We start from the raw sequence: 25,563 nt of genomic DNA on the forward strand, positions 1-25,563 counted from the left end.
CCTCCGGCGCGCCCCGGATCCGTGCCGGTCCGTCGGCGTCATTCGGCGCGCCTGCAGGACGCACCTCCCATCCCGAGAACGCACCACCCTGCACCACACAGAAACGGAGATCCACATGACAACGACACGGACTCGAAGGGTGCGCGGCCTGCTGGCCGTTCCCGCCCTCGCGGCGGCCGCCGCCCTCGTGCTCGCAGGCTGCGGCGCGCGGGCCGGCGACACGGTGGAACCGGCCGGACTCGACAGCGGAGGGTCCGCGAGCTGCATCGACACCTCCGGCGACACGATCAAGCTCGGCTTCCTCAACTCGCTCACCGGCGGCATGGCGATCTCTGAGAAGACCGTCTCCAACGTGCTGCACATGGCCGCGGACGAGATCAACGCAGACGGCGGCATCCTCGGCAAGCAGATCGAGTACGTCCAGGAGGACGGCGCCACCGACTGGCCGACCTTCGCAGAGAAGACCGAGAAGCTGCTCACCCAGGACTGCGTCGCCGCGATCTTCGGCGGATGGACCTCGTCGTCCCGCAAGGCCGTCAAGCCGGTCGTAGAGGAGAACAACGGTCTGTTCTTCTACCCGGTGCAGTACGAGGGGCTCGAGGCGTCGCCGAACATCTACTACACCGGTGCGACCACGAACCAGCAGATCATCCCGGCGATGGACTACCTCGCCGCCCAGGGCGTGAAGACGCTCTTCCTGGCGGGCTCCGACTACGTGTTCCCGCGTACCGCGAACGCGATCATCAAGCTCTACGCGGCCGAACTCGGCATCGAGATCGTCGGCGAGGAGTACGTGCCCCTCGACAAGGATGACTGGACCACCCAGGTGGCGAAGATCGTCGAGGCCGACCCGGACTTCGTCTTCAACACGATCAACGGCTCGTCGAACGTCGGCTTCATCAAGGCCTACTACGACGCCGGCCTCACCCCGGAGACGACCCCGATCATCTCGGTGTCGATCGCCGAGGAGGAGGCGCCGGCCATGGGTCACGAAGTCACCGGCAACTACGCCTCGTGGAACTACTTCCAGTCGCTTGACACCCCGAACAACCCCGGATTCATCGAGCGCTGGAAGGCGTACCCCGGCAGCAGTGGGGTGACCTCCGACCCGATGGAGGCCGCGTACATCTCGCTGTACCTGTACAAGGCTCTGGTCGAGGCGGCCGGTTCGTTCGAAGTCGACGATGTGAATGCCGCAGCCGCGGCGGGCGGCATCACCGTCGACGCGCCGGAGGGTGTCGTCACGCTGGACGGCGAGAACCACCACATCTCCAAGCCGGGCAACATCGGCAGGATCAACGCCGACAACCAGTTCGACATCGTCTGGTCGTCCGACGGCTTCATCGATCCCGACCCGTTCCTCGAGGGGTACGACTGGTTCCCGGCCGACGTCCGCGAAGCCCTGGTAGCCGCAGCGGGCTGATCGACCACTGAGTGTGGGGTCCGTGCCCACCGGCACGGGCCCCACGCCCTGGAACCACCATCACCAGAACTCATCACCCCGAGAGAGAGCGACAGCACGTGGATGCACTCATACCGCCGCTTCTGAACGGCACCGCGCTGGGCGCGCTGCTGCTGCTCGCAGCGCTCGGGCTCACCCTCACCTTCGGTCAGATGGGGGTGATCAACATGGCGCACGGCGAGTTCATCATGGCCGGCGCCTTCATCGCCTACCTGACCCAGCTGGCGGTGAGCTCCAGCAACATCTCGATCCTGTTGGCCCTGCCGCTCGCGTTCCTGGGCGCGGGCCTGCTCGGCCTCCTCCTCGAGATCGGCATCATCCAGTGGATGTACCGCCGGCCCCTCGACACCCTCCTCGTCACGGTCGGGGTGAGCTTGATCCTGCAGCAGATCGCGCTGCAGATCTTCCCCGCCCAGGGCGTTCCCGTGGAGAGCCCGGACTGGCTCGACGGGCAGATCGACGTCCTCGGCTACGCGTGGCCGCTCCGCCAGGTGTTCACCATCCTGCTCGCCGCCCTCTGCCTCGCCGCCCTCGCCGCATGGCTCAAGTACTCACCGTTCGGACGCCGGATCAGGGCGACGGTCCAGAACCGCGATCTCGCCGAGACCAGCGGCATCCGCACCCGCAACGTCGACCGCATGACCTTCTTCGTCGGATCCGGCCTCGCCGGGGTGGCGGGTGTCGCTGCATCGCTGATCGGCGGCACGAACTCTCAGATGGGCACGCAGTACATCATCCCGGCCTTCCTGGTCGTGGTCGCCGGCGGCGTCGGCCAGATCAAGGGCACCGTCATCGCCGCGTGGGCCCTGGGCATCGCCCTGTCGCTTTTCGCCGACTGGACGACCGGAAGCATGGCAGTGGTACTGGCCTTCGTGCTCGTCGTCGTCTTCCTGCAGTTCCGCCCACAGGGCCTGTTCACGGTCCGCACCCGGGGGTTGACATGACGAAACTGAAACCGTGGCTTCCCCTCATCGGGATCGGGGTGTTCGCCGTGCTGCTGCTGGTCGTCGCCCCTGCCGTGCTCTCCATGCACTGGATCAACAACCTCGGGAAGTACTGCTGCTGGGCGATCGCGGCGGTCGGGATCGGCCTGGCCTGGGGCCGGGGCGGAATGCTCGTCCTGGGTCAGGGGGTGTTCTTCGGACTCGGCGCCTATGCCATGGCGATGCACCTCACGCTGGAGACCGCAGGCCCCGACAGCCTCCCGGTCTTCATGATCCTGTACGACCCGTCGGCGTCGCTTCCGGCGTTCTGGGAGCCGTTCCGCAGCGAGGTGTTCACGCTGCTGGCCATCGTGCTGCTCCCGGTGATCGTGGCGTCCGTGCTCGGCTACGCCCTGTTCAAACGGCGGATCAAGGGGGCGTACTTCGCGATCCTGTCCCAGGCGCTCGCCGTGGCGCTGGCCGTGCTGATCTCCTCGACCATCCGCGAGACCGGAGGGGACACCGGGCTCAGCGACTTCAAGTACTTCTTCGGGTTCGTCCTCAACGACGACACCAACAAGCTGATGGTCTTCATGATCGCCGCCTCGCTGCTCATCGTGTGCCTCCTGGTGGTGTGGCAGCTCAATCGCAGCCGCTTCGGCGAACTGCTGATCGCCACGCGGGATGCCGAGGAGCGCGTGCGGTTCCTCGGGTACGACCCCGCCAACATCAAATTGGTCGCCTACGTGGTCGCCGCTCTCATGGCCAGCGTCGCCGGCGCCATGTTCGTGCCGATCGTCGGCATCATCACGCCGGCGGAGATCGGGGCCTCCGCCTCGATCCTGATGATCGCCGGTGTCGCGCTCGGTGGCCGCGCCTCGCTCTTCGGGCCGGCGCTCGGGGCGATGGCGATCGGCTGGGGGCAGTCGAGCCTCGGTTCCAGCTGGCCCGATGGCTGGATCTACATCCTTGGCCTGGTCTTCATCCTCGTGACCCTCTTCCTCCCGATGGGGTTGTCATCGCTCTTCGCCAGGGCGAAGGGTCTCCTCTGGCGACCACGGGCAGCGCCCACTCCGGCCACGCTCGCGTCGGAACCCGAGCTCGATGAGGTGAAGAAATGACCGCCGCCGAGGCCCCGTCCCTGGTCGTCACCGATCTGCAGGTCTCCTTCGATGGATTCGTCGCGGTCGGCGGAGTCTCCTTCGATGCCCACCCCGGCGAGGTCCGCTTCCTCATCGGCCCCAACGGCGCCGGCAAGACGACGTGCATCGACGCGATCACCGGGTTGTCCAAGGGCTCCGGGTCGGCGAAGGTCGGCGATCAGGAGCTGCTGGGCAAGACCGCGCACAAGATCGTGCAGCTCGGAGTGGGCCGCACCTTCCAGACCGCGAGCGTGTTCGAGCAGCTCTCGGTGCTGCAGAACCTCGACATCGCGGCCGGGCTGCACCGCTCCTCGTTCTCGCTGCTGCGGGCGCGCCGAGGCGTCGACCCGGCGATCGAGGTGGCGCTGGAGGAGACCGGACTCAGCGACGAGCGCGAGACACCGGCGGGGATCCTGTCGCACGGCCAGAAGCAGTGGCTGGAGATCGGGATGATGCTCGTGCAGGAGCCCCGCGTGCTGATGCTCGACGAGCCCGTCGCCGGCATGAGCCAGGACGAGCGCACCGCGACGGGCGAACTGCTGCAGCGCATCGCCAAGCGCCGCGCCGTCCTCGTCGTCGAGCACGACATGGACTTCATGCGGCGCTTCGCGACGCGGGTCACGGTGCTGCACCAGGGCAAGGTGATCTCGGAGGGCTCCGTGGCGCACGTGCAGGCCGACCCCAGGGTGCAGGAGGTCTACCTCGGCACGGCCGGGGCCCCGACCACCGCCGCGATGGCGGTCGTGGCGGAGCCGGCGAACGAGGCGACCGCGACAGCGGACAGCGCTGCGCACGGAGAGGAGGCCTGACATGCTCGAACTGAACGATATCCAGGCAGGCTACGGTCGCACGCTCGTGCTGCACGGCGTGACGCTGCCCCGCTCCGACGGGGTGGTCGCCGTGCTCGGCCACAACGGCGCCGGAAAGTCGACGCTGCTGCGCGTCGCGATCGGACTCATCAAGCCGCGCAGCGGCCAGGTGATCTTCGACGGTGCGGACGTCACCTCGCTCCCGCCCAACAAGCGCGTCGCCCGCGGCATGGGATACGTGCCGCAGGGGCAGCAGTCGTTCCCGCAGCTGTCGACGATGGAGAACCTGCAGCTCGTCGCCGACGGCCGCAAGCGCGGCAAGGCGCTCATCGAGCAGCAGCTCTCGCGCTTCCCCGCTCTGGAGAAGTTCGCCACCCGCAAGGCCGGCCTGCTCTCCGGCGGCCAGCGCCAGCAGCTCGCGATCGCCCGGGCGCTCATCACCGAGCCGAAGCTGCTCATCCTCGACGAGCCGACCGAGGGCATTCAGCCGACGATCGTCGCAGAGATCGAGCAGACCGTGATGCAGCTCGCGAGCGAGGGTCTGTCCGTACTGCTGGTCGAGCAGCACATCGGCTTCGCGCTGGAGGCCGCAGACAAGTACCTCGTGCTCGCGAGCGGCTTCGTGTCCAGCACCGGTGGCGGCGGAGCGGCCGCGGCCGCTGGTGTGCGCGCGGCGATGGCGATCTAGGCGGGCGAGTCGGCGGATTCGGAGGGAGCAGAAGCGGGACCGGCGATCGAACGCTGTCTGCGCGCAACGCGTCTGAAACACAGTGCGGCAACAATGAGCCCCTACGCGGGGGGTGCAACGTGGCCAGGGCAGACAACGCGCGGGCAGCCGCCGAGGACAGCCTCGAAGACTATGCCTTCCGCTACGTGCCCCGAAGCTTTCGGCGCTGGAGCGCCGGTGCCATCGGCGTCACCGCGCTCGGCTCCATCGCCTTCCTCGCGGACTTCTCCATCGGCGCGAGCATCGGCCTCGAGCACGGCACCAACAACGCCGTGCTCGGCATCCTGCTCGCCTCTGTCGTCATCTTCCTCGTCGGCGCCCCGATCGCCTACTACGCGGCGCGCTACAACCTCGACCTGGATCTGATCGCCCGCGGCTCCGGATTCGGCTACTACGGCTCCTCCATCACGACGGTGATCTTCGCGATCTTCACCTGCATCTTCTTCGCGCTCGAGGGCGCGATCATGGCGCAGGGCCTGCACGTCGCGTTGGGCATCCCGCTGTCGGTGGGCTACCTCATCTCCACGGTGGTGGTGATTCCGATCGTGATCTACGGCATGCGCGCCCTGGAGCGACTGCAGTTCTGGACCACGCCGCTCTGGCTCGCGCTGGCTCTGCTTCCCCTGCTCTGGGTGGTCGTGTCCGATCCCAATGCCGTGCGGGCGTTCGTCGCGTTCACGGGCGAATCGGACGGCGAAGTCAGCTTCCAGGCGATCGTCGCGAGCGCGGCGGTCTGCTTCGCGCTCACGCCGCAGCTGGCGGAGCAGATCGACGTGATCCGCGCGATGCCGCCCCGCACCCGCGCGAACCGCCGTTCGTGGTGGGCGTCGCTGCTGTTCGCCGGCCCCGGGTGGATCCTGTTCAGCGGCATCAAGCAGGTGATCGGGGTGTTCCTCGCGGTGTATCTGCTCACCCGCGTCGACCCCGAGCTCGGTGCGCTGGCCGCCGAGCCGGTGCGCCAGTTCATCGGCCTCTACGAATCGATCATGCCGCAGTGGCTCGCGATCGGTCTGGCGCTCGTGCTGGTCGTTGTCGCGCAGATCAAGATCAACGTGACCAACGCGTACTCGGGGTCGCTGGCGTGGTCCAACGTCTACACGCGCCTCACCAAGACCTACCCCGGCCGCGCCGTGTTCATCTTCTTCAATCTCGCGATCGCGCTCGCGTTGATGTGGATGGATGTCTTCAGCCTGATCAGCTTCGTGCTCAGCCTGTACGCGAACGTGGTGATGGCCTGGCTGGTCACGATCGCGGCCGACATCGTGATCAACAAGCACCTCCTGCACATCTCCCCGATGTACCCCGAATTCCGTCGCGGCATGCTGCACGACTGGAACCCGGTCGGCCTCGTCTCGGTCGGCCTGGCCTCGCTTCTTTCGCTGGCCGCCTTCAGCGGTCTGTTCGGGCAGGAGGTGCGACCGTTCTCCGTGCTGATCGCCATCGGCGTGGCGATGATCACGACTCCGCTCATGGCCGTGGCCACGCGGGGCAGGTACTACCTCCGGCGGCAGACGGACGGGATCGCCTCCCCGATCCTGGATGCCGACGGCAATCCTTCCGGGGAGCGGCTGCGCTGCCATGTCACTGGCTACACGTTCGAGCGTCCGGATATGCTGGCGTCAGCCGAGCGCGGGGCTCATGGGGAGACGCAGTATGTGTCCTCTCTTGCGCTCACGCTGGACGACTCGGATCGGTACCTCTTGCCTGCCGAACCGCGGTCGCGACGAGTCCGCTCGTCCGCACGACCATTCGAAGCGAGCAGGAAGCAGCAGGAAAGGGGCGGGTGATGGCGGAGGTCGTCGATACTCCGACCGCGATCCTGGCCCACGCCGCTGCGGCGCTGCGTGAGATTCCGTTCGACGACATCTCGTATCGCTCGCTCGGCGACGCCGTCGGGGTGTCCGAGCGAACGGTCTACCGCCACTTTCCGACGCGATCCCACCTCCTCGAAGGCGTTGCTGGGTGGATCGAGTCGACCGAGTTCCCCTTGCCGGCCTTCGTCACCATCGCGCAGTTCCAAGAGGCGTCGCGCTCTCGGTTCCGGGCCTTCGACGCGTCGCCGGCCTTCGCCTTCGTGTGTGCGCGCGCGGCATCGATCTCACCGACCGGAGAATCGGAAGCGACGTTCTTCACGCGGGCCCTGGTGACGATGCTCGCGACGAATCATCCCGCGGTGAACGAACGCGACCTGCGCAGGGTGGCGGCCACGCTCCGCTACTTCGCGTCGGCGCAGTTCTGGGCGCGAATGCGGACGGGATTCGAGATGAGCGCGCCGGCGATCTCGGATGTCTTCGACCGCACCGTCGTCCAGGCCATGGGCGACCTGTTCGACAGGTCGCGGGCAGCGAAGTGAGCCGCTGCCCGCAACAGGCATCCGCGTGAGGGCCGCGTGACAGTGGCGGCGGGTTCCGGCCCCGATGCCCGCTCGGCGGGCGATGTCAATCGCACCCAGGAGGCGATCCTCGCCGCCTACGCCGAATTGATCGAGGAACTCGGCACGGACGACGTGCCTTTTCGGCTGATCGCCCGGCGCGCGGGAGTCGGTGAGCGGACGATCTTCCGCAACTTTGCGACACGCGTCGATCTGCTGCTCGCCACAGCCGCCTGGATCGAGCGCAGGATCTTCCCGCGCCGGGACTCGGCGAGCATCTTCGACATGCCCATCACGATCCGCGCAGCGATGGAGTCCTACGACCAACGGCCGGAACTGGCGCACGTCGTCGCCGAGACCACGATGCGAGGGATCAGCGGCGCTGCCCCCAGCCCGCGGCGGGAGCTGCTCGAGGAGATGATCGACGTGGAGGTCCCTTCGCTGGGCGACGCTGAGCGAACGGCGATCGTCTCGGCTCTTGCTCACCTCGATTCGGCGGCGACGTGGGTCACGTTCCGTCGCGAGTTCGGCATGACCCGCAGCGACATCGCGGATGCCGCCGCGTGGGCCGCCGAGGCCGTGCTCGACCCGATTCGCTCCCGCGTCGGCTGAGTGATGGTGGTCAGTCCGGGAGACCGACCACACGCACAGCTGCGTTCTCGGTGAAGGCCGCCGCCAGCGCGTCGGGTCGGTCGGTCACGACGACGAGTCGGCCGTCGCTGACCCAGCTCCGCACCCACGCGTCACTCGCGGGAAGGGTGGCGAGTTCTTCCGCTGTCGCGGGTCGCCGGTTGTGAGTGAGCGGCTTGAGCCGCGACATCCACGGCGCGAAGTCTTCGAGGGTGCGGCGCTGGAGTGCGGGGATCTCGCCGGATGCCTCGGGCCCGACGTTGAGCAGCAGGCGTCCGCCACGCGAGACGATGTCGGCGTAGAGCTTCGCCAGGTCGCGGGCGGTCAGCGTCAGTTCGGCATCTTCGAGCTGGTTGTACCCGAAGGAGAAGCCCAGGCCCCGGTTGTTCTCCCAGCCGATGCCGGCCTCATTGTCGGTGCCCGCCGAGTACTCACTGGTGCGATAGTCCCCGACATCCATCCCCCATCGGTCGTTCACGATGCCCTCGGGCACGATCTCGCGGTAGCAGCGCAGGAGCTCCACGAGCGAACCGTCAGCCTTGCCGGCATCGGGCCAGTTGATGTCGTTCCAGATCACCGAGGGCCGGTAGCGGTCGATGAGATCTCGCACGTGGGCAGTGGCGTATTCCGCGTAGTCGGCATCCACCGGCCGGTACTCATTCAGCTGCTCCTCGGCCTCCACCGGGGGGAAGTCGGCGAAGGCCCAGTCGAGACCGCCGGAGTAGTAGACGCCGAATCTGAGGCCTTCGGCGCGAACCGCCTCGGCGAGGGGGCCGATGAGGTCTCGCCGTGGTCCTCGCGCGACGGTCGTCAGATCGCCGGAACCCGGCGCGTCCCACAGTGCGATGCCGTCGTGATGCTTGGTCACGGGGATCACGTAATCTGCCCCCACGGAGCGGAAGAGCCTCGCCCATTCCACCGGGTCGTACCGGTCCGCAGTCCACGCATCGAGGAACTCCTCGTACGGGGCCCCTCCGTACTCGGAGAGGTGGTGCGCGGCCGCCGGCGATCCCTCGATGCGGATGGTGTTCGCGTACCACTCGGCATACGGATTGTGAGCGAACCACTCCTCGGGAGGGACGAGGCCCAGTGCGCCGGTGGGCTCTGCCCACGCCGGGACGGAGTACGCACCCCAGTGGATGAAGATCCCGAAGCTCGCCTCCTGCGCCCACGCGGGCAGCGAGCTGTCGTGAGTGTGCGTCATTGCTTCTCCTCCTCAGTGCTTGTGGGATTCGGCGCCAGGTGCCGCCGGTTCAGCGCATCAGCGGGAGCGGCCGTGCCAGCCCGTCGACCACAAGGGTCGGCCAGCGCGGATCGTGCGTGAGCACCTCGACCCCGGCGCTCGATACCAGCACCGTGTCTTCGACCTTCACCCCGGGCGCCGAGGGGTTCCACGCGAAGGCATGGTTCTCCTGCACCAGATCGCGGGTCTCGGGTGTCGCCCGCGGATCGCGACCGGCATAGCCGGTCGGTCCGCCCTGGTGGTGCCGGCGCCACTCGTCGGCGTCGAAGCCGGCGGCGGCATAGGCCGCGGTTCCGGCGGTGAACGCCTCGTCCAGTCGCGTGCCGGGCCGCGTCGCTGCGAGATAGCCCGACTCGACCTGGAGGATGCGCTCTTCATCGGGATGCCGCATCCCCTCATCCTCGATCCACCGGGTGGCGTTGGCGATGAGTCCGTGGCGCCGTCCGCACACGACGAGCATCGCGCGGGCTCCGAGTGGTGTGGCCGTCGGGAGCGGGTGGCGGTGGGGGAGGCGGGCCTCGCCGGCGACGAGGATCACGAGGGGATCGATGCCCCGCGCGCGCAGCAGGCCAGCGAGGGTCGCACTGACCTCGACCTCGGTCGAGTCTGCGCGCGCACCGCGCGCGGCATCCGTCAGCACTTCGGCGACCTCGCGGCAGAGGGCACGGTAGCGCTCGGTCTCGGCGGGCAGCAGGCTCGCGCGGGCGGCGCGGAGCCCGGCTGCCAGGTCGATCTCGGCAGAGGCAGGTCGGGCCGCGGCTGCCGCAACCGGCTCGAACCACGGCACGCGCACCACTCGATCGGCGTCTTCGGGGAGGAGCTCCTCGGCGATGAGCCGGTCCGCCTCGTTGGCGGAGACGTAAAGCTCATCGCCGTCGAGCGCGGCGCGCACCGCGAGCACCGGCGGGCCGGCGAGCGAGACGTGGGTGCGGATCCCCTCGAGGTACCACGACACCGCCTCGTGCGAGGTGAGCAGCACCGCGTCGTTGCCGGTCTCGCTCAGCAGCCGCGTGAGGCGCTCGCGCTTGAGCCGGCGATCGTGCGTGGACCCAGGCATCCGCTCTCCTTCGTCAGTGCGGGTTCGGACGGCTCAGAGAGAGCCGATGATCGCGTTGTCGAGCCGATCGGGGTCGAGCTCGGTCGGCGCGGCGTTGGTCAGGAACACGTAGGCGACCCCCGCGGACGGGTGGATCCAGAACTCCGCCCCCGACCATCCGCCGTGCCCATAGACGTCCCGATCGATGAGGCCGGGCGCGCGGGAGCGCAGATTCCAGGTGAAGCCCCAGTCCTGGCCGCGGTCGGCCGGGTACGGCTCGAGGCGCGGAATGTCGCCGGTCAGCGGTCGCAGAGTCATCGCGAGGGTCGCAGGTCTGATGATGCCCTCGCCGCCCCGCAGGAGGGCGGAGCCGATCGCGAGGAGGTCCTGCGCGCGCCCGATGAGGCCCGCGCCCGGGTTGCGCTGACGCGCGAACTGCTCGACGTCGACGCCACCCTCCGCTGCGCGGACGATCGGAGGCGGATCGGATGCCTCATCCAGCGTGAGTCCGCCGGCGCCGAGCGGCGCGGCCCACGCCGAGAGCTCGGCATCCCACTCCCGCCCCGTCGCATGTGCGATGAGTGCGGCGATCCCCTCGAACCCCAGGGTGGAGTAGCGCGAGGCCGTGTCCACCGGGAAGTCGCGCCCGGCGCCCAGCAGCTCCTCGCGCAGCGGGGTCGGGGTGTCGAGGGGCGGCTCGGAGATGCCGGAGGTGTGACTCACGAGGTGCCGCAGGCGCACGACGTCGTCGCGATTCGCGCCGAACGAAGGCAGCGCGTCGGTGAGCGGCGTCTCGGGAGTGAGCAGCCCGCGTTCGATGGCGCGTGCGGCGGTCAGCCCGACCAGCGGCTTGGTGACCGAGAACAGCCGGTAGTGGTCGTCGACCCGCGCGGTGCGCCCGTCGGTCGCGCCGAACGCGTCGAGGGCGACGGTGCCGGCGGCGGTGGCGATGCCGAGCACCGCGGTGGGGATGCGACCCTCATCGACGTGGCGCCGGGCCCAGTCGAAGGCGGCGGAGAACTGCTCGGCCATCACTCGACCTCGTGTCCCAGATCGGGCCGCGCGAGGAAGCGGGCCGTGGCGTCGGTGACCGCCTCGAGTTCGACGATCGTGACGGTGTTCTCGCCTTCCTTGGTCACCGGTGCAGGCACGAACAGGGTGCGCTGCGGGCCGCGGCGCCAGTACCGGCCGAGGAAGAACCCGTTGACCCACGCGTAGCCCTTGCCCCAGCCGCGGGTGTCGAGGAACAGATCGGCGGGCGCGTCGAGGGCGAACGACGCACGAAGACCGACCGGCCCGGTCGCCCGACCGGCGACCACCGCGTCGGCGGAGGTCGCGGCATCCGTCACCGCGGCGCCCAGGGCGGCGACGTCGAATGTGCGCACCCGCCAGGGCGCGGGGATCGTCGCGCCGTCGATGCGCGGTGCGCCGATGAGCCCCTTGGGTTCGCCGATCTTCTCGTCGTAGTTGACCCGGCCGGTCTCCTCGACGAGCAGACGGAGGCTGCGGCCGGCGGGGATCGTCAGCGCGTTGTCGCGGAGGGTGCGCTGCAGGGTGCCGGCGGGCCGGTCGTCGACCTGCACCCACGCGTAGTCGCGCACTTCGTCGAGTTCCAGCACGGTCGGCCGGCTCGCCGCGGCGGTGCCGTCGAGCGACGCTGTGTACTCGACGAGCACGACGTCGGGGCCGAGTTCGTCCATCGTGGGCGGCGCGGCGAACGTGCCGCGGTCGGTCGCCGCGAGGTCGAGCGGCCTGTCGACACCGACGAGCGCGACCTCGAACGCCGGGGCGTCGACGGGCTCGGGGAGAGGCTCATCGGGCACGGGCGCGTGCTTGGCGATGACCTCGCGGAAGGCCCGGAACTTCTCGGTCAGGTCGCCGGACTCGCTGATCGGGGAGTCGTAGTCGTACGAGGTGACCATCGGCAGGTAGCGGCCGGAGTCGTTCGCGCCGGCAGTGAGCCCGAAGTTCGTGCCGCCGTGCACCATGTAGATGTTGACGGATGCCCCGGCACGCAGCAGCGCGTCGAGGTCGGCGGCGCTGTCGGCGAAGCCGGTGGTGTGGTGCTTCTCGCCCCAGTGGTCGAACCAGCCGCACCAGAACTCCATGCACATGAGCGGGCCGGTGGGCTGGTGCTCGCGCAGCGTGGCCAGGCGCTCCGGGATGCGGGAGCCGAACGAGCCCGTCTTGTGCAGACCCTCGTGGGCACCGTTCTCGAGCATGTGCGGGATGGGCTGGTCGACCTGCGTGAGCGGGACGGTGATGCCGGCTTCGCGGGTGAGCCGGATGAGCTCGGCGAGATAGGCCTTGTCGGAGCCGTACGCGCCGTACTCGTTCTCGATCTGCACGAGGATGACCGAGCCGCCCTGATCGATCTGCCGCGGCACGATGATCTCGTTGACGCGCTCGAGGTAGCCGGTGACCGCTTCCAGGTAGCGCGGGTCGGAGCTGCGGAGCTTCATCGACGGGTCGGCGGTGAGCCAGGTGGGCAGCCCGCCGTTGTGCCACTCCGCGCAGACATACGGGCCGGGGCGCACGATCGCGTGCAGCCCCTCCTCGGCGATCAGGTCGAGGAAGCGGCCGAGGTCGACCGCACCGGTCTCTGACCACTGGCCGCGCACCGGCTCGTGCGCGTTCCACGCGACGTACGTCTCGATCGCGTTCAGGCCCATCAGGCGGGCTTTGCGGATGCGGTCGCGCCACTGCTCGGGGTGCACTCGCGGGTAGTGCATCGCCCCCGAGATGATCCGGTGCGGCGCCCCGTCGAGGAGGAAGTCGGTCTCGCCGATATGGAAGCGGGAGGTGGGGTCGGTCATGTCGTCCTCAGATGGCGGGGGCGGTGGGTCAAGGGACGAGGAGCACGCCGTTGCGGCGGTGCGGAAGCGTGGCGAGCACGTCGTCGCGCAGCACCTCGGGCAGCAGGTGCTGCGGAGCTGACTGGTAGGCGACCGGCCGCAGGAAGCGCCGGATCGCGGTCGCTCCGACCGAGGTGTGCAGCGAGGTGGTCGCCGGCCACGGGCCGCCGTGCTGCTGCGACCACGTCACAGCCACCCCGGTTGGCCAGCCCGCGAAGAGCACCCGCCCGGCACGCGCCTGCAGCAGGGCGAGCGTCTCGGCGACGTCGTCTCCCGGCTCGGAGTGCAGGGTGGCGGTGAGGCTCCCTGGGACGGCGCGCAGCGCGGCGTGCAGCTCCGCCTCGGAGCCGTACCGCACGAGCAGGGTGACCGGTCCGAAGCATTCTTCGAGCAGCGTCTCGGGCCGCGCGGCGACGGCCGCGGCATCCGTCGCCAGCACGATCGGCTGAGCGGCGTCGCCCGCCGCGACGCCTCGGGCGACGACCTCGACGGAGGCGTCGTCCACCAGCGCGTCGATGCCCGAAGGGAAGGCCGCGGTGATGCGGTCGGTGAGCAGCGCCCCGCCGGTGGTGCCGGGCACGAGCGCGGCGACGAGCGCCTCGAACCCTGCGCTGCTCGGCACGAAGACGACGCCGGGCTTGGTGCAGAACTGCCCGACTCCCATGGTGAAGGAGCCGGTGAGACCCTGCGCGAGCTCTTCGCCACGGGACGCGACGGCCGTGGGGGTGATGACGACGGGGTTCACGCTGCCGAGCTCGCCGTAGAAGGGGATCGGGTCGGGGCGTCCGGTCGCGAGGTCGAAGAGCGCGCGACCTCCCGACAGCGACCCGGTGAAGCCTGCGGCCCGGATGATCGGATGCTGCACGAGGGCGTTTCCGGCCTCTCGGCCCTCCACGAGTCCGAGTGAGCCGGCGGGCGCGCCCGCTGCCTCGAGCGCGGCCGCCACGATGGCCGCCGTGCGGCGGGAGAGCTCCGGATGCCCGGAGTGCGCCTTCACGATCACCGGGCTGCCGGCCGCGAGGGCCGAGGCGGTGTCGCCGCCCGCGACCGAGAACGCGAACGGGAAGTTGGATGCGGAGAACACGGCCACGGGACCGACCGAGACCAGCAGGCGGCGCAGCTCGGGGCGGGGCGGGGTGGCGGCCGGGTCCGCGTCGTCGACGGTGAGCTCGAGATAGGAACCCTCCTCGACCACCGTGGCGAACAGGCGCAGCTGTCCGGATGTGCGGCCGACCTCTCCGCGCAGCCTGGTCTCGCCCAGACGGGTCTCGCGATCGGCGATCGGTACGAGCTCGTCGGCGGCCGCATCGAGCGCATCGGCCGCGGCGCGCAGCCAGGTGGCTCGGTCGGCGGMGCTCGAGCGTGCCCACACCGGGGCCGCGGCAGCGGCCCGGGCGACGATGGCCTCGAGCTCGTCCGGGGTGGTCGCTGAGCCTGTCGAAGCGGTCATGAGGGGTCCTTTCGGGTGAAGCGCAGGCCGAGTCCGAGATGCGGCACCTCGGTCAGGTGGCCGTCGGCGATCGTGACGGGGCTCGGATCGGTGAGGGCGCCGAGAGCGCCGAAGCCGGCATCCTCGACATCCTCGGCCATCGGGTCGCCCCCCGCGAGGGTCAGGGCGAGCTGGCCGGAGAGCTCGGGGAGGAGGTGCGGGTGCAGCGGCACATTGTGCTGGGCGGCGAGCGCGGCGATCCGGCGGAATGGGGTGATGCCGCCGACACGCACGATGTTGGGCTGCACGATCTGGGCGGCACCCGCCTCGAGGTACTCGGCGAAGCGGTGCACGGTGTGCAGGTTCTCGCCGACGGCGATCGGCACGTCGATGCGCCGCGCCAGCTCGGCGTGGCCGGTGAGGTCGTCCGCCCGCAGCGGCTCTTCGATCCAGGCGGGGCCGAACGCGGAGAGGGCGTCCACCGAGCGCGTCGCACGGTCGAGGTCCCACCGCTGGTTGGCGTCGATCATGAGGCTGCCGTCGGGGCCGAGCAGCTCGCGCACAGCGGCGACGCGATCGACGTCTTCGGCGAGTTCGGGCTTGCCCACCTTGATCTTGACCGCGTCGAACCCGGCATCGATCCAGCGGGCGACCTGGGCGAGCAGATCGTCGAGTGGGTAGTGCAGGTTGACGCCGCTGCCGTACGCGCGCACCGAGGTGCGTTCGCGGCCGAGCAGGTCGACGATCGAGAGGTCGCGGGCGCGGGCCGCGGCATCCCACAGCGCAAGATCAAGACCGGCGAGCGCGATCGTGGTGAGTCCGCCACCGCCCGCCTCGTGCAGGTGCCGCCACAGCGGATCCCACACGGCTTCGGGGTCGGCGTCGCKGCCGAGCGCCGCCGGGGCGATGTCGTGCTGCAGCAGCGCGAGCGCAGCCTCGGCACCGATCTGCGGCGTCCACGAGAAGCCCCACCCTTCGACGCCGTCGGAGCGCACGACGTGCGTCGCGATCACGCCGACCGAGGTGACATCGCTGGCCCACGGCCGGGTGAGCGGCACCCGCAGCAGCCGCGCGCCGAACGCCGAGATGGTGCTCACAGCAGCGCGCGCCCCGCCTCGAGGATCGCCGCGAGCCGCTCCTCCTGATCGGGCGTCGGGTCGACGAGCGGCGCTCGCACGCCGCCGACGGGCAGCCCGCCGAGGCGCAGCCCCGCCTTGATGAGCGAGACCCCGAACCCGGGCGTCTCGTCGCGCAGCGCGACGAGCGGGGCATAGAAGCCGTCGAGCAGCGCGTTGCGGCGCCCCTCGTCGCCGTCGATGTAGGCCCGGTAGTACGCGTTCGCAACCTCGGGGATCATCGCGAATGCGGCGGAGGAGTACAGCGGGATGCCGATGCCGCGGTAGGCGCCCTGGGTGAGCTCCGCCGTCAGGAGGCCGTTGAAGAAAGCGAAGTCGGTGCGGCCGGTCTGGGCGACGGCCCGCACGATCAGCTGCGCGGTGCCGATGTCGCCGACGCCGTCCTTGAAGCCGACGACCTTCGGGTTCTGCGCGAGGCGGACCACGGACTCGATCGAGTACTGCGCCGTGCCGCGGTGGTAGATCACGACGGGCAGGTCGGATGCCGCGGCGATCGCCTCGACATATGCCACGAGTCCCGCCTGCGTGCCGCCCACCAGGTAGGGCGGAAGGACGAGGAGTCCGTCGGCACCGGCGTCGGCCGCGGCCCGCGCGACCTCGACGGCGTGCCCGAGCGGACCGCCGGCGCCCGCGACCACGGGGACGCTCCCGCCGACGGTGTCGACGGCCACCCGGACGACGCTCGCCGCTTCGACAGCCGACAGCGCGTGGTATTCACCGGTGCCGCAGGCCGGGAAGACGCCGCCCGGCGCGTGGTCGAGGGTGCGCCCGATGTGGGTCCGCAGGAGATCCTCGTCGACGCGGCCGGCCGTGTCGAAGGGGGTTACCGGGAAGAAGAGGATGCCGTCGAAGTCCATGTCGGCTGGTCCTTTCGCGTGTCGGATTCGTTGAGCTCGGAGCGCCACGTGTGCTCCGGGCGCCAGCCCAGCAGGCGCCGGGCCTTGGCGTTCGAGAAGGCCGGGGTGGTCCCCGTCAATACTGCCGCGGCGGCCGCGGTGCCGGGGTGGAAGCGGGGGAGGAGCTCCGCGAGCGGCGCGCGGGCGAGGGCATCGTCTGCGCCGACGAAGAAGGTCTCGCCGCTGGGGATGTCGCCGAGGGCCGCGAGCAGCGTGTCGGCGAAGGCCGCGACATCGCGGGCGTCGACGTAGTTGAACAGCGCCGGCGCCGACAGCGCGGGGTCGTCGAGGCGCTCGCGCACGGTGTGCCCCTGCTGGGTCGGGGCGCCCTGCCATTCCTCCGGGGCGATGACGTAGCAGGGCCGGAACGCCGCGCAGCGCACGGTGTCGCCGGTCTGGCGCTGCAGCATCGCGAGCGACTGCTCGACGAGCAGCTTCGACAGGGCGTAGGCGTTCCACGGCAGAGCGGGGGACTCCTCGTCGAGGGGGAGGCGCTCCGGCGTCCACCCCGTCGGCGCGCCATAGCCGAGCACCGTCGGACTCGACGCGGCGACGATCTTCGGGATGCCGGCCGCCACCGCCCCGCCGAGCACCGACATCGCCAGCGCGGCGTTCGTCCGGAGGATGACGTCCTCCGGGGCGCTGAACGGCACCGCGATCGCGGCCAGGTGGATCACCGCGTCGGCCTTCGCTGCGGTCAGGGCGCGCGCGGTGGCCGCGGCATCCGTCAGATCCAGCGAGACCTGCGAAACGTTCGCCGCGGCGAGGTCGTCGGAGGGGGTGCGGTCGAACGAGACGATCTCGTGGCCCCGCTCGACGAGCCCCGTCACGAGGCTGCGACCGAGCCGGCCGGAGCCGCCCGTGACGACGATGCGGCTCATCGGACAGGCTGGGCGAGCAGACGGATGCCGAGATCGGCGACCTGCACCGGAAGCCCGGTGGCCAGCGACCGGTTGCCGGCGATGCCGACCGCGATCGACTGCACGCCGTCCCGCCAGTTCGCGGGGCGCGCCAGGGGGTCTTCGCCTGGGCCGATGAAGACGTCGGACAGGAGGATCGCATCCCCGCCGCCGTGCCCGCCTTCTCCGCTGACGATCGGGACCTCGATCGGCTCCTCCCAGTGGCGCTGGAGGAGGAGGCGCTCGCCCTCGGGGCGCAGCGAGGAGGACACACCCCCTTCCACTGCGCTGGGGTCGAGCACGGGGGTGAGGCCTTCGCTTTCGAGCACCGCGCCGCGCTCGACGACGTCGAGCTCTACGCGACCGAGCGTGCCGTTCACGGCGACGCGGTAGCCCTCCCACGGCGCGTGCGCGTTGAGCGAGTAGCTCAGCGTGGCGCCGTTCGCGTAGTCGACGACGAGGGCGAGGTTGTCTTCGATCGTGATGCCCTCGCCGAACACGTCGCGGTCGCGCACGTAGCCGTCGTGACCTTCGGCGTCGAGGTACAGGGCCTTGAGGTTCGCGTTGTCGCGCAGGTCGAGATCGAAGCCGTCGTGGGCTCCGTCGCGGGTGCCCCGCTCGGGACGCTCTCCGAGCCCGCGCGCAGCGGCGTTGTCAGCGCCGTAGAAGCGCAGTCCGCCCGATGCGTAGACGCGGCGCGGGGTGGAGTGGATCCACCAGTTGACGAGGTCGAAGTGGTGGCTGGCCTTGTGCACGAGCAACCCGCCGGAGTTCTTCTTCTCGCGATGCCAGCGGCGGAAGTAGTCCGCGCCGTGCTTGGTGTCCAGCATCCACTGGAACTCGATCGAGGTGACGTCGCCGATGAGGCCGTCCTGGATGACCTGCCGGAGGGTGCTGTTGCGGGGGGAGTAGCGGTAGTTGAACGTGAGGAGCACGTCGCCGCCGGTGCGCTCGACCGCGTCTTCGATGGCGGCCGCGCTCTCGGCGTCGATGGTCAGCGGCTTCTCGACGACGACGTCGGCGCCGGCCTCGAGCACCCGGACGATGAGCGGCGCGTGCTGGTCGTCGCGGGCCGTGATGACGACCCGGTCGATGTTCTCGGTGCGGATGAGCTCTTCGAGCTGGTCGGGGTGCCAGGTCGAGGGGGCGGCGATCCCGGCGTCGACCGCGCGCTGCACCGCGAGGGCTGCGCGCACCGGGTTCGGCTCGCAGATCGCCACGAGTTCCGCGTGATCGGCGTACGTGCCGGCGATCGCGTCGACGTACATCTGCGAACGGCTGCCGGCTCCGACGACGGCATAACGACGCCTGCTCACGAGGGCTCCTTCAGTTCGAGGAAATCTGGGAGGAATGAGAGAAAACGCTTCCCAGGAAACGTTTTCTCACGGTATCACAATCGACATGTCCAAGGCGATCGCGGGTCAGGACGCCGGTGCCCCGGTACTGCCGCGCAGCACGATCTCGGGGGTCAGCGTCTGCAGGGCCTCCGGGTCGCGTCCGCCGAGCAGCTCGCGCATCGCGGCCCACGCTCGCGCGCCCAGCTCTTCGGCCGGCACGGCGGCCGTCGTGAGCGGCGGAGACGTGAAACGGGCGAACGGGATGTCGTCGAAACCGGCGATGGACAGGTCTTCGGGCACGCGGAGGCCGCGGTCGCCGGCGGCGCTGAGCAGTCCCATCGCGACGAGGTCGTTGAATCCGAGGACGGCGGTCGCTTCGGTCTCCAGCACCGCGTCGAGGGCGCGGGCTCCTGCTTCGAAGTCGACGCCACCCGTCAGTTCGGTGATGGTCGTGTCGCCGTGGGCGGCGCGGGCGTCCTCGAGGGCCGCGAGCCGCGCCGCGTTCGAGGCGCTCCTGGTCGACCCGCTCAGGTAGGCGAAGCGCCGGTGGCCGAGGTCGTGCAGATGCTCGATGATCTCCCGGAGTGCCGAGCGATAGTCGGCGGTCACGGCCGGGGTCCCCTCGTGCGGCGCCCGATTGACGAGCACGACAGGAGAGACCGCTGCGAGCAGGTTCTCGAGCTGATCCTCCGGCATGCGCGGCGCGCACAGGATGAGTCCGTCCGTGCGTCGACGCGTCTCGACGGCGAGCACGGCCTCGTCGGCGACGTCCTCGACGGAGTCCGCGATCAGTACGTGATAGCCGTCCGCGGCCGCCGCCCGGTTGAGGCCTCGGAGGATTGCCTGGAAGGTCGGATTCCCGAGGTCGGGAACGACGACGGCGACCGTCTGGGTGCGACCGAGGACGAGGCTGCGGGCGAGCGGGTTCGCGGTGTAGCCCAGCTGCTGAGCGGAGGCGCGCACGCGCTCGGCCATGACGGGGTCCACTGTCGCGTTGCCGTTCATGACTCGCGACACCGTCGACAGCGATACGCCGGCGTGCTTCGCGACATCGGTGATCGTGGACTTCGTACGCAGACGTCCCATCGACGCACCTCCCGACTCTGCCACGCCCGATCTTAGCGAGAAAACGTTTTCGCCCTCGTTGCCGGGGTTCCTGGTCAATCGCGCCGTGTGGTGACTAGCATGGAAGCGCGGGATAGAAAGCGCTTTCCCAGCCAGGCGCTGACGCCCGCATCGACAGGAGCCACATATGACGGATGCCGCAGCCCGGCCGCGCCGCGCGGCGATCATCGGAACGGGGGCCATCGCACAGGCCCACGCGCAGGCGATCGCCGACCTGGCGCCCCGCATCGAGCTCGTCGCCGTCGCGGACGTCGACGCGGATCGGGCGCGCGCGTTCGCTGATCGCTTCGCGCCCACGGCGACTGTCCATGAGACGCTCAGCGCGCTGCTCGCCGCGGAACGCATCGATCTCGTGCACGTCTGCACCCCGCCGCAGACGCACGTGCCGCTCGCCATCGAATCCCTGCTGGCGGGGGTGCCGGTGCTCGTCGAGAAGCCCACGGCGCTGAGCCTGGCCGAGATGGACCGGCTCGTGGCGGTGGCGCGCGAGACCGGTGTGCCGGCGCTCACCGTCTTCCAGCACCGCTTCGGCCCGGGCGCGCAGCGGCTCGGCCGTCTGCTGCGCGAGGGCGTTCTCGGCCGGCCGCTTGTCGCGACCTGCGAGACGCTCTGGTACCGCCCGGCCGAATACTTCGATGTGCCCTGGCGTGGAAGGTGGGAGGTCGAGGGCGGCGGTCCGACGATGGGCCACGGCATCCATCAATTCGATCTGCTCCTTTCGATCCTCGGGCCCTGGCGCCGGCTGTCGGCCTTCGCCGCCCGGCAGGTGCTGCCCACCGACACCGAGGACGTGTCGATGGCCGTCGTCGAGTTCGAGAACGGCGCTCTCGCCACTGTCGTGAACTCGATAGTCTCGCCGCGCGAGAGCTCGCGGCTGCGCTTCGACTTCGAGTACGCGACCGTCGAGGTGGAGCACGTGTACGGCTACACCGACGCCGACTGGACGATCACGCCGGTCGTCGGCCATGAGCACCTCGCCGCCGAGTGGGCGGCGGACGCCTCCGACGAGGTGAGCAGCCATCGCCGGCAGCTCTCGGCGATCCTCGATGCGCTCGCCGCGGGTACCGAGCCGTCCGTCGGGGCCGAGGAGGCGCGCCGCACACTCGAGTTCGCGGCGGCCACCTACGCGTCGGCCTTCCGTGGCCTGCCGGTGAGCGCCGGGGATATCGTCGACCCAGACCCGTTCCTGGCGAGCATGGACGGCGGCGCCGTCCCCTGGCCGCCCCTCAAGGAGGCGCTGTGACCCTTTCGATCAGCCATGACGACGGCACCGCCTTCGCCGTGCGCGACGACGACGTCGAGCTGTTCCGGTACACCTACGTGCCGGACACCCCGCAGTTCGAGTCGCCGAAGCCGTACCTGCATCCGATCCGCACGCGCTCCGGTCACCTGGTGAGTCTCTTCCGCCCGCACGATCACGTGTGGCACAAGGGGATCGCCTGGTCGCTGCCGGTGGTGGGCGACGAGAACTTCTGGGGCGGGCCGACCTATCTGCGCGACAAGGGGTATGTACAGCTCCCCAACGACGGCGCGCAGGTGCACGTACGCATCGACTCGATCGGCCTCGACGCCGATGGGTCCGGGCGCTTCGCGCATGACCTCGAGTGGATCACCGAGGCGGGCGCCCGGATCTTCACCGAACGCCGCACGATCCGCGCGCGTGTGCTCGGGGCCGACAGCTGGGTGCTCACCTTCGAGACGGCGATGACGAATGTCTCGGCATCCGACATCCCGATCGGATCGCCCACCACGAAGGGGCGCGACAACGCCGGGTACGGCGGACTGTTCTGGCGGGGTCCTCGATCGTTCACCGATGGCTTGCTGGTGACGGCGGACGGGACGGGCTCGGGCAGCGACCTGCGCGGGCAGCGCCACGACTGGATGGGCTTCGCCGGACGGCACGACGAGGTCGACGCGACCTCGCTCATCGTGATGGTCGACGACGCAGACAACCCCCACCACCCGCCGCAGTGGTTCGCGCGGTCCGAGGAGTTCGCGGGCCTCAACCCCGCCCCCTTCTTCAGCGAAGAGCTCGTGGTGCCGGCCGGTGAGACKGTGATCTTCCGCTACGGCGTGGGGATTGCGGATGCCGATGCCGACGCGGCAGCGGCGCTCGCGGCATCCGTGCGCGATGTGCTGGGGTCGGGCCGATGACCACCCCGCTGTTCCCCGGCGGCGTCGCCGTCAGCGAGCTCGCCGTGTACGACTGGGACGCCATCGACGGCAGGTGCGGCGGATCGCCGCACCTGCACACGGCCTCGAGTGAGGGATACGTCGTCGTCGGCGGAGTCGGCGCCGTGCACACGCTGAGTTCGGACGGCATCGCCGAGCACCCGCTCTGGCCCGGGGAGGTCGTGTGGTTCTCGCCCGGCACGGTGCATCGGCTCGTCAACGACGGGGGCCTGCGGCTGCTGGTCGTGATGCAGAACTCCGGTCTGCCCGAGGCGGGCGATGCGGTGCTCACGTTCCCGGCGAGGGTGCTCGATGACCCCGTGGCGTATGCCGCAGCGGCAGCGCTGCCGGCCGGTCCAGCGCGCGAGGCCGCCGCCAGGGCGCGTCGCGATCTCGCAATGGAGGGCTACCTCGAGCTGCGGGATGCCCTCGCCGCCGACGGGCCGAGTGCGCTGGAGGCCCTGCACGCGCGCGCCGCCAGCCTCGTCCAGCCGCGCGTCGCGGGCTGGCGTACGACCTGGGAGGCGACCGTCGCGGCCGAAGTGGAGCGCACCCGCCGTCAGCTGGATGCGCTCGAGGGTGGTCTGCCCGGTGCGCTGGGCGCGGCATCCGTCGTCCGTGCGACGCCCACTGCCGGCGATCCGGGATTCGGCATGTGCGGACGCCTCTCGACCTGGCAGTGGGGGAACACCGAGTCCTCGGGATAGCGCTTTCCCGGTCGGTGACTTAGGGTTGAGCCAACGCTTGACCATCGATGTCGGAGGCCCGGATGACGACCACACTTCGCTGCGCGCTCGTCGGAACGGGGGCGGTCGCCAACCTCCACGCGCACGCGGTCGCCGCACACCCGCACGCCGAGCTCGTTGCCGTGACCAACCTGCAGCGGTCGATCGCAGACGACTTCGCCGAGCGCTGGAACGTGCCGGCTGTGTACGACAGCCTCGAGGAGCTGCTCGCCGCCGAGCACCCCGATGTCGTGCTCGTCTGCACGCCGCCGGGCGCGCACCACGGCCAGACGATCACGGCCTTCGCCGCGGGCGCCCACGTCATCGTCGAGAAGCCCCCTGCCTCGTCGCTCGACGAACTCGATGAGATGCGGGCCGCCGCGGAGGCGGCCGGAAAACAGCTCGCCGTCGTCTTCCAACAGCGCACCGGCACGGCCGCGGCGCATTTCCGCCGGCTGCTCCAGGAAGGCGTGCTCGGTCGCCCGCTGATCGCGGTGTGCCAGACCCTCTGGTACCGCGACGAGGCCTACTTCTCCGTCCCGTGGCGCGGCCAGTGGCAGACCGAGGGCGGCGGCACGACGCTGGGGCACGGCATCCATCAACTCGATCTGCTGGCATTCCTGCTGGGGGAGTGGGCCAGCGTGCAGGGGCGCCTGTGGCGCCTGGATCGTGAGACGCAGACCGAGGATGCCTCGACCGCGACGGTCACCTTCGCCAACGGCGTCGTGGCGCAGGTCGTCACCAGCGCGGTGTCGCCGCGCGAGGTCAGCTCGATCCGGATCGACACGCAGAAGGCCACGATCATCGTCGAGCACCTGTACGGGCACGGCCACGAGAACTGGTCGATCAGCCCGGCGCCCGGGTTCGAGGGGGAGGCGCCGGCCTGGGCACTGCCGGAGTTCGAGGAGCGCAGCGACCACGGCCCGCTGCTGCGCGATGTCTTCGACGCGCTGCTCGATGGCCGGCCGCTGCYGCCGACTGCGTCAGATCCGGCGCGCTCCTTCGAGCTGGTCGCGGCGATCTACGCCTCAGCCGCCGCCGATGGGGCGGTCGTCACCCCCGCGGACCTCGCCGCGCACCCGACCCATCGGAGCGGATTCGCGAGCCCGGTGATCGACCAGCGCGGCGTTTCGTAACGCCCCGCTCACGATGGATCACGAACGGAAAGCGATTTCCGTCCACATCTTGTAAATCGTTTCAACGCGTAGTACCGTAATCGGCAAGCGCTTTCCCGAAGCACCAGGGATCGCCTACCACACCGCAGTACACGGACAACGAACGTCCAGCGAAGCACGACGAACGCAGACGTTCGAAGAGAGGACGAAGATGTTCAGCAAGAAGCGGGCCGGCACGGCCCTCGCTCTCGCCACGGGGGCGGCGCTGATTCTGGCCGGCTGCGCCAGCGGCACCACCGAGACCCCTGACACCGCGCCGACGTTCGACCCGGACGAGAAGGTCACGCTCGACCTCGCGTTCTGGGGCAACGACGTGCGCGCCGACCTGTACAACAAGGTCATCGCAGAGTTCAACAAGGAATACCCGAACATCACGGTGAATGCCACGTTCCTGGGCTTCCCGGAGTTCTGGGAGAAGCGTCAGACCGAGGCGGCCGGCGGCAACCTTCCTGACGTGATGCAGTTCGACTACTCGTATCTCCGCCAGTACTCGCAGAACAACCTGCTGCTGGATCTCGACCCTTACCTCGGCAACATCATCGACACCGATCCGCTGTCCGAGAACATCCTCGGCATCGGCGTCGTGAACGACACGACCTACGGCATCCCCACTTCCACGAACGCGTGGGGGCTCTACACGAACCCGAAGCTCCTCGAGACCGCCGGCGTCGAGGAGTTCCCCGGCGGCAGCTGGGAGGACTACAGCGACTGGATGGGTGAGATCACCGACGCCTCCGGTGGCGCGTTCTACGGTGGCACGGATTACACCGGTCGGATCCAGAACTTCGAGCTCCAGCTGCGCTCGGAGGGCTCATACCTGTTCAGTGAAGACGGCGAGCCCGGCTTCGACGAGGCGCGCCTCACCAAGTTCTGGGAGTCGGGTGCCGACGCGCGCGACGGCATCGTCATCCCGCAGCAGCGGCTCGAGGAGGTCTACCCCAAGAGCGGGTTCGACACCGCGCTCACGGCGTCCGAGCTGACCTGGGACAACTTCGGCGCGGRCTACCTCGCGAATCTGGGTGCGGACTACACCGAGCTCGGCCTCGTCGCCCCTCCGGTGACGAAGGAAGGTGCGAAGGACCTGTACCTGAAGCCGTCGATGCTGCACACGATCTCGGCGAAGACCGAGCACCCCGAGGCGGCTGCGACGCTGGTGAACTTCCTGATCAACTCGCCCGCGTCCGGTGAGATCTTCGGCACCAACCGCGGCCTCCCGGCCTCCGAGACGGCGCTCGCAGCTGCGGACCTCGACCCGCTGAGCCAGCAGATCAAGGACTACGAGGCCTCGATCGCCGACCGCCTGGGTGACGCCCCGCCGGTGCCGATCGTCGGCGCCGGGTCGCTCGAGGAGAAGTTCCGCCAGCTCGGCACCGAGCTCGGCTTCGGAACCATCACCGTCGACGACGCGGTCGCCCAGTTCTTCTCCGAGATGGACGTCGTCCTCAACCAGTAAGACCTTCCGGGGCCCGGA

The 25,563-nt window shown here is 69.8% G+C and carries 23 protein-coding genes; 13 read left to right on the forward strand and 10 right to left on the reverse strand.

From position 1 onward, the window contains the following. The first annotated feature begins 115 nt into the window (after positions 1-115). The 8 genes from urtA to ACXJ3V_RS17675 all read left to right on the forward strand — a co-directional run bounded on the left by urtA (position 116) and on the right by ACXJ3V_RS17675 (position 8,046). The gene (gene urtA / locus ACXJ3V_RS17640; protein ID WP_457101648.1) at positions 116-1,423 is read left to right on the forward strand and encodes an urea ABC transporter substrate-binding protein; all 1,308 of its coding nucleotides are present in this window, start codon (positions 116-118) and stop codon (positions 1,421-1,423) included. A gap of 98 nt (positions 1,424-1,521) precedes the next feature. Beyond that, positions 1,522-2,406, forward strand: coding sequence for an urea ABC transporter permease subunit UrtB (gene urtB, locus ACXJ3V_RS17645; RefSeq protein ID WP_457101649.1), 885 nt, complete (start codon positions 1,522-1,524; stop codon positions 2,404-2,406). After that, complete coding sequence (gene urtC, locus ACXJ3V_RS17650; RefSeq protein ID WP_457101650.1) at positions 2,403-3,506, forward strand: urea ABC transporter permease subunit UrtC; 1,104 nt, start codon at positions 2,403-2,405, stop codon at positions 3,504-3,506. Before urtB ends, urtC begins: the two co-directional genes overlap by 4 nt. Continuing rightward, entirely contained in the window at positions 3,503-4,336 is an 834-nt protein-coding gene (gene urtD / locus ACXJ3V_RS17655) for an urea ABC transporter ATP-binding protein UrtD (protein ID WP_457101651.1), read from the forward strand. Before urtC ends, urtD begins: the two co-directional genes overlap by 4 nt. A gap of 1 nt (position 4,337) precedes the next feature. Further along, positions 4,338-5,024, forward strand: coding sequence for an ATP-binding cassette domain-containing protein (locus ACXJ3V_RS17660; RefSeq protein ID WP_457101652.1), 687 nt, complete (start codon positions 4,338-4,340; stop codon positions 5,022-5,024). 119 nt (positions 5,025-5,143) lie between these two features. Continuing rightward, the gene (locus ACXJ3V_RS17665; RefSeq protein ID WP_457101653.1) at positions 5,144-6,850 is read left to right on the forward strand and encodes a purine-cytosine permease family protein; all 1,707 of its coding nucleotides are present in this window, start codon (positions 5,144-5,146) and stop codon (positions 6,848-6,850) included. Next, positions 6,850-7,416: a TetR family transcriptional regulator gene (locus ACXJ3V_RS17670; protein WP_457101654.1), complete on the forward strand. Its 567-nt coding sequence runs from the start codon at positions 6,850-6,852 to the stop codon at positions 7,414-7,416. The genes ACXJ3V_RS17665 and ACXJ3V_RS17670 overlap by 1 nt, the downstream gene beginning before the upstream one ends. Positions 7,417-7,452: 36 nt before the next feature. Beyond that, complete coding sequence (locus tag ACXJ3V_RS17675; protein ID WP_457101655.1) at positions 7,453-8,046, forward strand: TetR/AcrR family transcriptional regulator; 594 nt, start codon at positions 7,453-7,455, stop codon at positions 8,044-8,046. Positions 8,047-8,056: 10 nt separating this feature from the next. Here ACXJ3V_RS17675 and ACXJ3V_RS17680 read toward each other — a convergent pair whose 3' ends face one another. The 10 genes from ACXJ3V_RS17680 to ACXJ3V_RS17725 all read right to left on the reverse strand — a co-directional run bounded on the left by ACXJ3V_RS17680 (position 8,057) and on the right by ACXJ3V_RS17725 (position 19,981). Continuing rightward, a complete protein-coding gene (locus tag ACXJ3V_RS17680; RefSeq protein WP_457101656.1) occupies positions 8,057-9,268 on the reverse strand; it encodes an alpha-L-fucosidase in 1,212 nt (403 codons plus the stop codon). 49 nt (positions 9,269-9,317) lie between these two features. Beyond that, positions 9,318-10,364 (reverse strand): M24 family metallopeptidase, encoded by a 1,047-nt coding sequence (locus ACXJ3V_RS17685; protein WP_457101657.1) that lies wholly within the window; start codon positions 10,362-10,364, stop codon positions 9,318-9,320. A 33-nt stretch (positions 10,365-10,397) separates the two neighbouring features. Beyond that, the gene (locus ACXJ3V_RS17690) at positions 10,398-11,375 is read right to left on the reverse strand and encodes a serine hydrolase domain-containing protein (RefSeq protein WP_457101658.1); all 978 of its coding nucleotides are present in this window, start codon (positions 11,373-11,375) and stop codon (positions 10,398-10,400) included. Beyond that, positions 11,375-13,159, reverse strand: a complete 1,785-nt coding sequence (locus tag ACXJ3V_RS17695) for a glycoside hydrolase family 35 protein (protein ID WP_457101659.1) — start codon at positions 13,157-13,159, stop codon at positions 11,375-11,377. The genes ACXJ3V_RS17690 and ACXJ3V_RS17695 overlap by 1 nt, the downstream gene beginning before the upstream one ends. 28 nt (positions 13,160-13,187) lie before the next feature. After that, a complete protein-coding gene (locus tag ACXJ3V_RS17700) occupies positions 13,188-14,648 on the reverse strand; it encodes an aldehyde dehydrogenase (NADP(+)) (RefSeq protein ID WP_457101660.1) in 1,461 nt (486 codons plus the stop codon). Continuing rightward, on the reverse strand, positions 14,645-15,724 hold the full coding sequence (locus tag ACXJ3V_RS17705) for a mandelate racemase/muconate lactonizing enzyme family protein (RefSeq protein ID WP_457101661.1): 1,080 nt from the start codon (positions 15,722-15,724) through the stop codon (positions 14,645-14,647). The genes ACXJ3V_RS17700 and ACXJ3V_RS17705 overlap by 4 nt, the downstream gene beginning before the upstream one ends. Next, positions 15,721-16,620 carry a 5-dehydro-4-deoxyglucarate dehydratase gene (locus tag ACXJ3V_RS17710; protein WP_457101662.1) on the reverse strand — a complete coding sequence of 300 codons (900 nt, stop codon included), beginning with the start codon at positions 16,618-16,620 and terminating at the stop codon, positions 15,721-15,723. Before ACXJ3V_RS17710 ends, ACXJ3V_RS17705 begins: the two co-directional genes overlap by 4 nt. Then, entirely contained in the window at positions 16,587-17,540 is a 954-nt protein-coding gene (locus tag ACXJ3V_RS17715) for an NAD-dependent epimerase/dehydratase family protein (RefSeq protein ID WP_457101663.1), read from the reverse strand. Before ACXJ3V_RS17715 ends, ACXJ3V_RS17710 begins: the two co-directional genes overlap by 34 nt. After that, a complete protein-coding gene (locus ACXJ3V_RS17720; protein WP_457101664.1) occupies positions 17,537-18,874 on the reverse strand; it encodes a Gfo/Idh/MocA family protein in 1,338 nt (445 codons plus the stop codon). Before ACXJ3V_RS17720 ends, ACXJ3V_RS17715 begins: the two co-directional genes overlap by 4 nt. Positions 18,875-18,979: 105 nt before the next feature. Continuing rightward, entirely contained in the window at positions 18,980-19,981 is a 1,002-nt protein-coding gene (locus ACXJ3V_RS17725) for a LacI family DNA-binding transcriptional regulator (RefSeq protein WP_457101665.1), read from the reverse strand. A gap of 166 nt (positions 19,982-20,147) precedes the next feature. On the opposite strand from ACXJ3V_RS17725, the gene ACXJ3V_RS17730 reads away from it, so the two are divergent. The 5 genes from ACXJ3V_RS17730 (at position 20,148) to ACXJ3V_RS17750 (ending at position 25,545) form a co-directional block, all read left to right on the forward strand. Next, positions 20,148-21,263 (forward strand): Gfo/Idh/MocA family protein, encoded by a 1,116-nt coding sequence (locus ACXJ3V_RS17730; RefSeq protein WP_457101666.1) that lies wholly within the window; start codon positions 20,148-20,150, stop codon positions 21,261-21,263. Then, positions 21,260-22,174, forward strand: a complete 915-nt coding sequence (locus ACXJ3V_RS17735; RefSeq protein ID WP_457101667.1) for a DUF6807 domain-containing protein — start codon at positions 21,260-21,262, stop codon at positions 22,172-22,174. The genes ACXJ3V_RS17730 and ACXJ3V_RS17735 overlap by 4 nt, the downstream gene beginning before the upstream one ends. Then, positions 22,171-22,899: a cupin domain-containing protein gene (locus ACXJ3V_RS17740; protein WP_457101668.1), complete on the forward strand. Its 729-nt coding sequence runs from the start codon at positions 22,171-22,173 to the stop codon at positions 22,897-22,899. Before ACXJ3V_RS17735 ends, ACXJ3V_RS17740 begins: the two co-directional genes overlap by 4 nt. 62 nt (positions 22,900-22,961) lie before the next feature. Further along, a complete protein-coding gene (locus ACXJ3V_RS17745; protein WP_457101669.1) occupies positions 22,962-24,053 on the forward strand; it encodes a Gfo/Idh/MocA family protein in 1,092 nt (363 codons plus the stop codon). Between the two features lie 190 nt (positions 24,054-24,243). Next, on the forward strand, positions 24,244-25,545 hold the full coding sequence (locus ACXJ3V_RS17750) for an ABC transporter substrate-binding protein (RefSeq protein WP_457101670.1): 1,302 nt from the start codon (positions 24,244-24,246) through the stop codon (positions 25,543-25,545). Positions 25,546-25,563: the final 18 nt, after the last annotated feature.

It is taken from the genome of Microbacterium sp. P5_E9 (assembly GCF_054049175.1).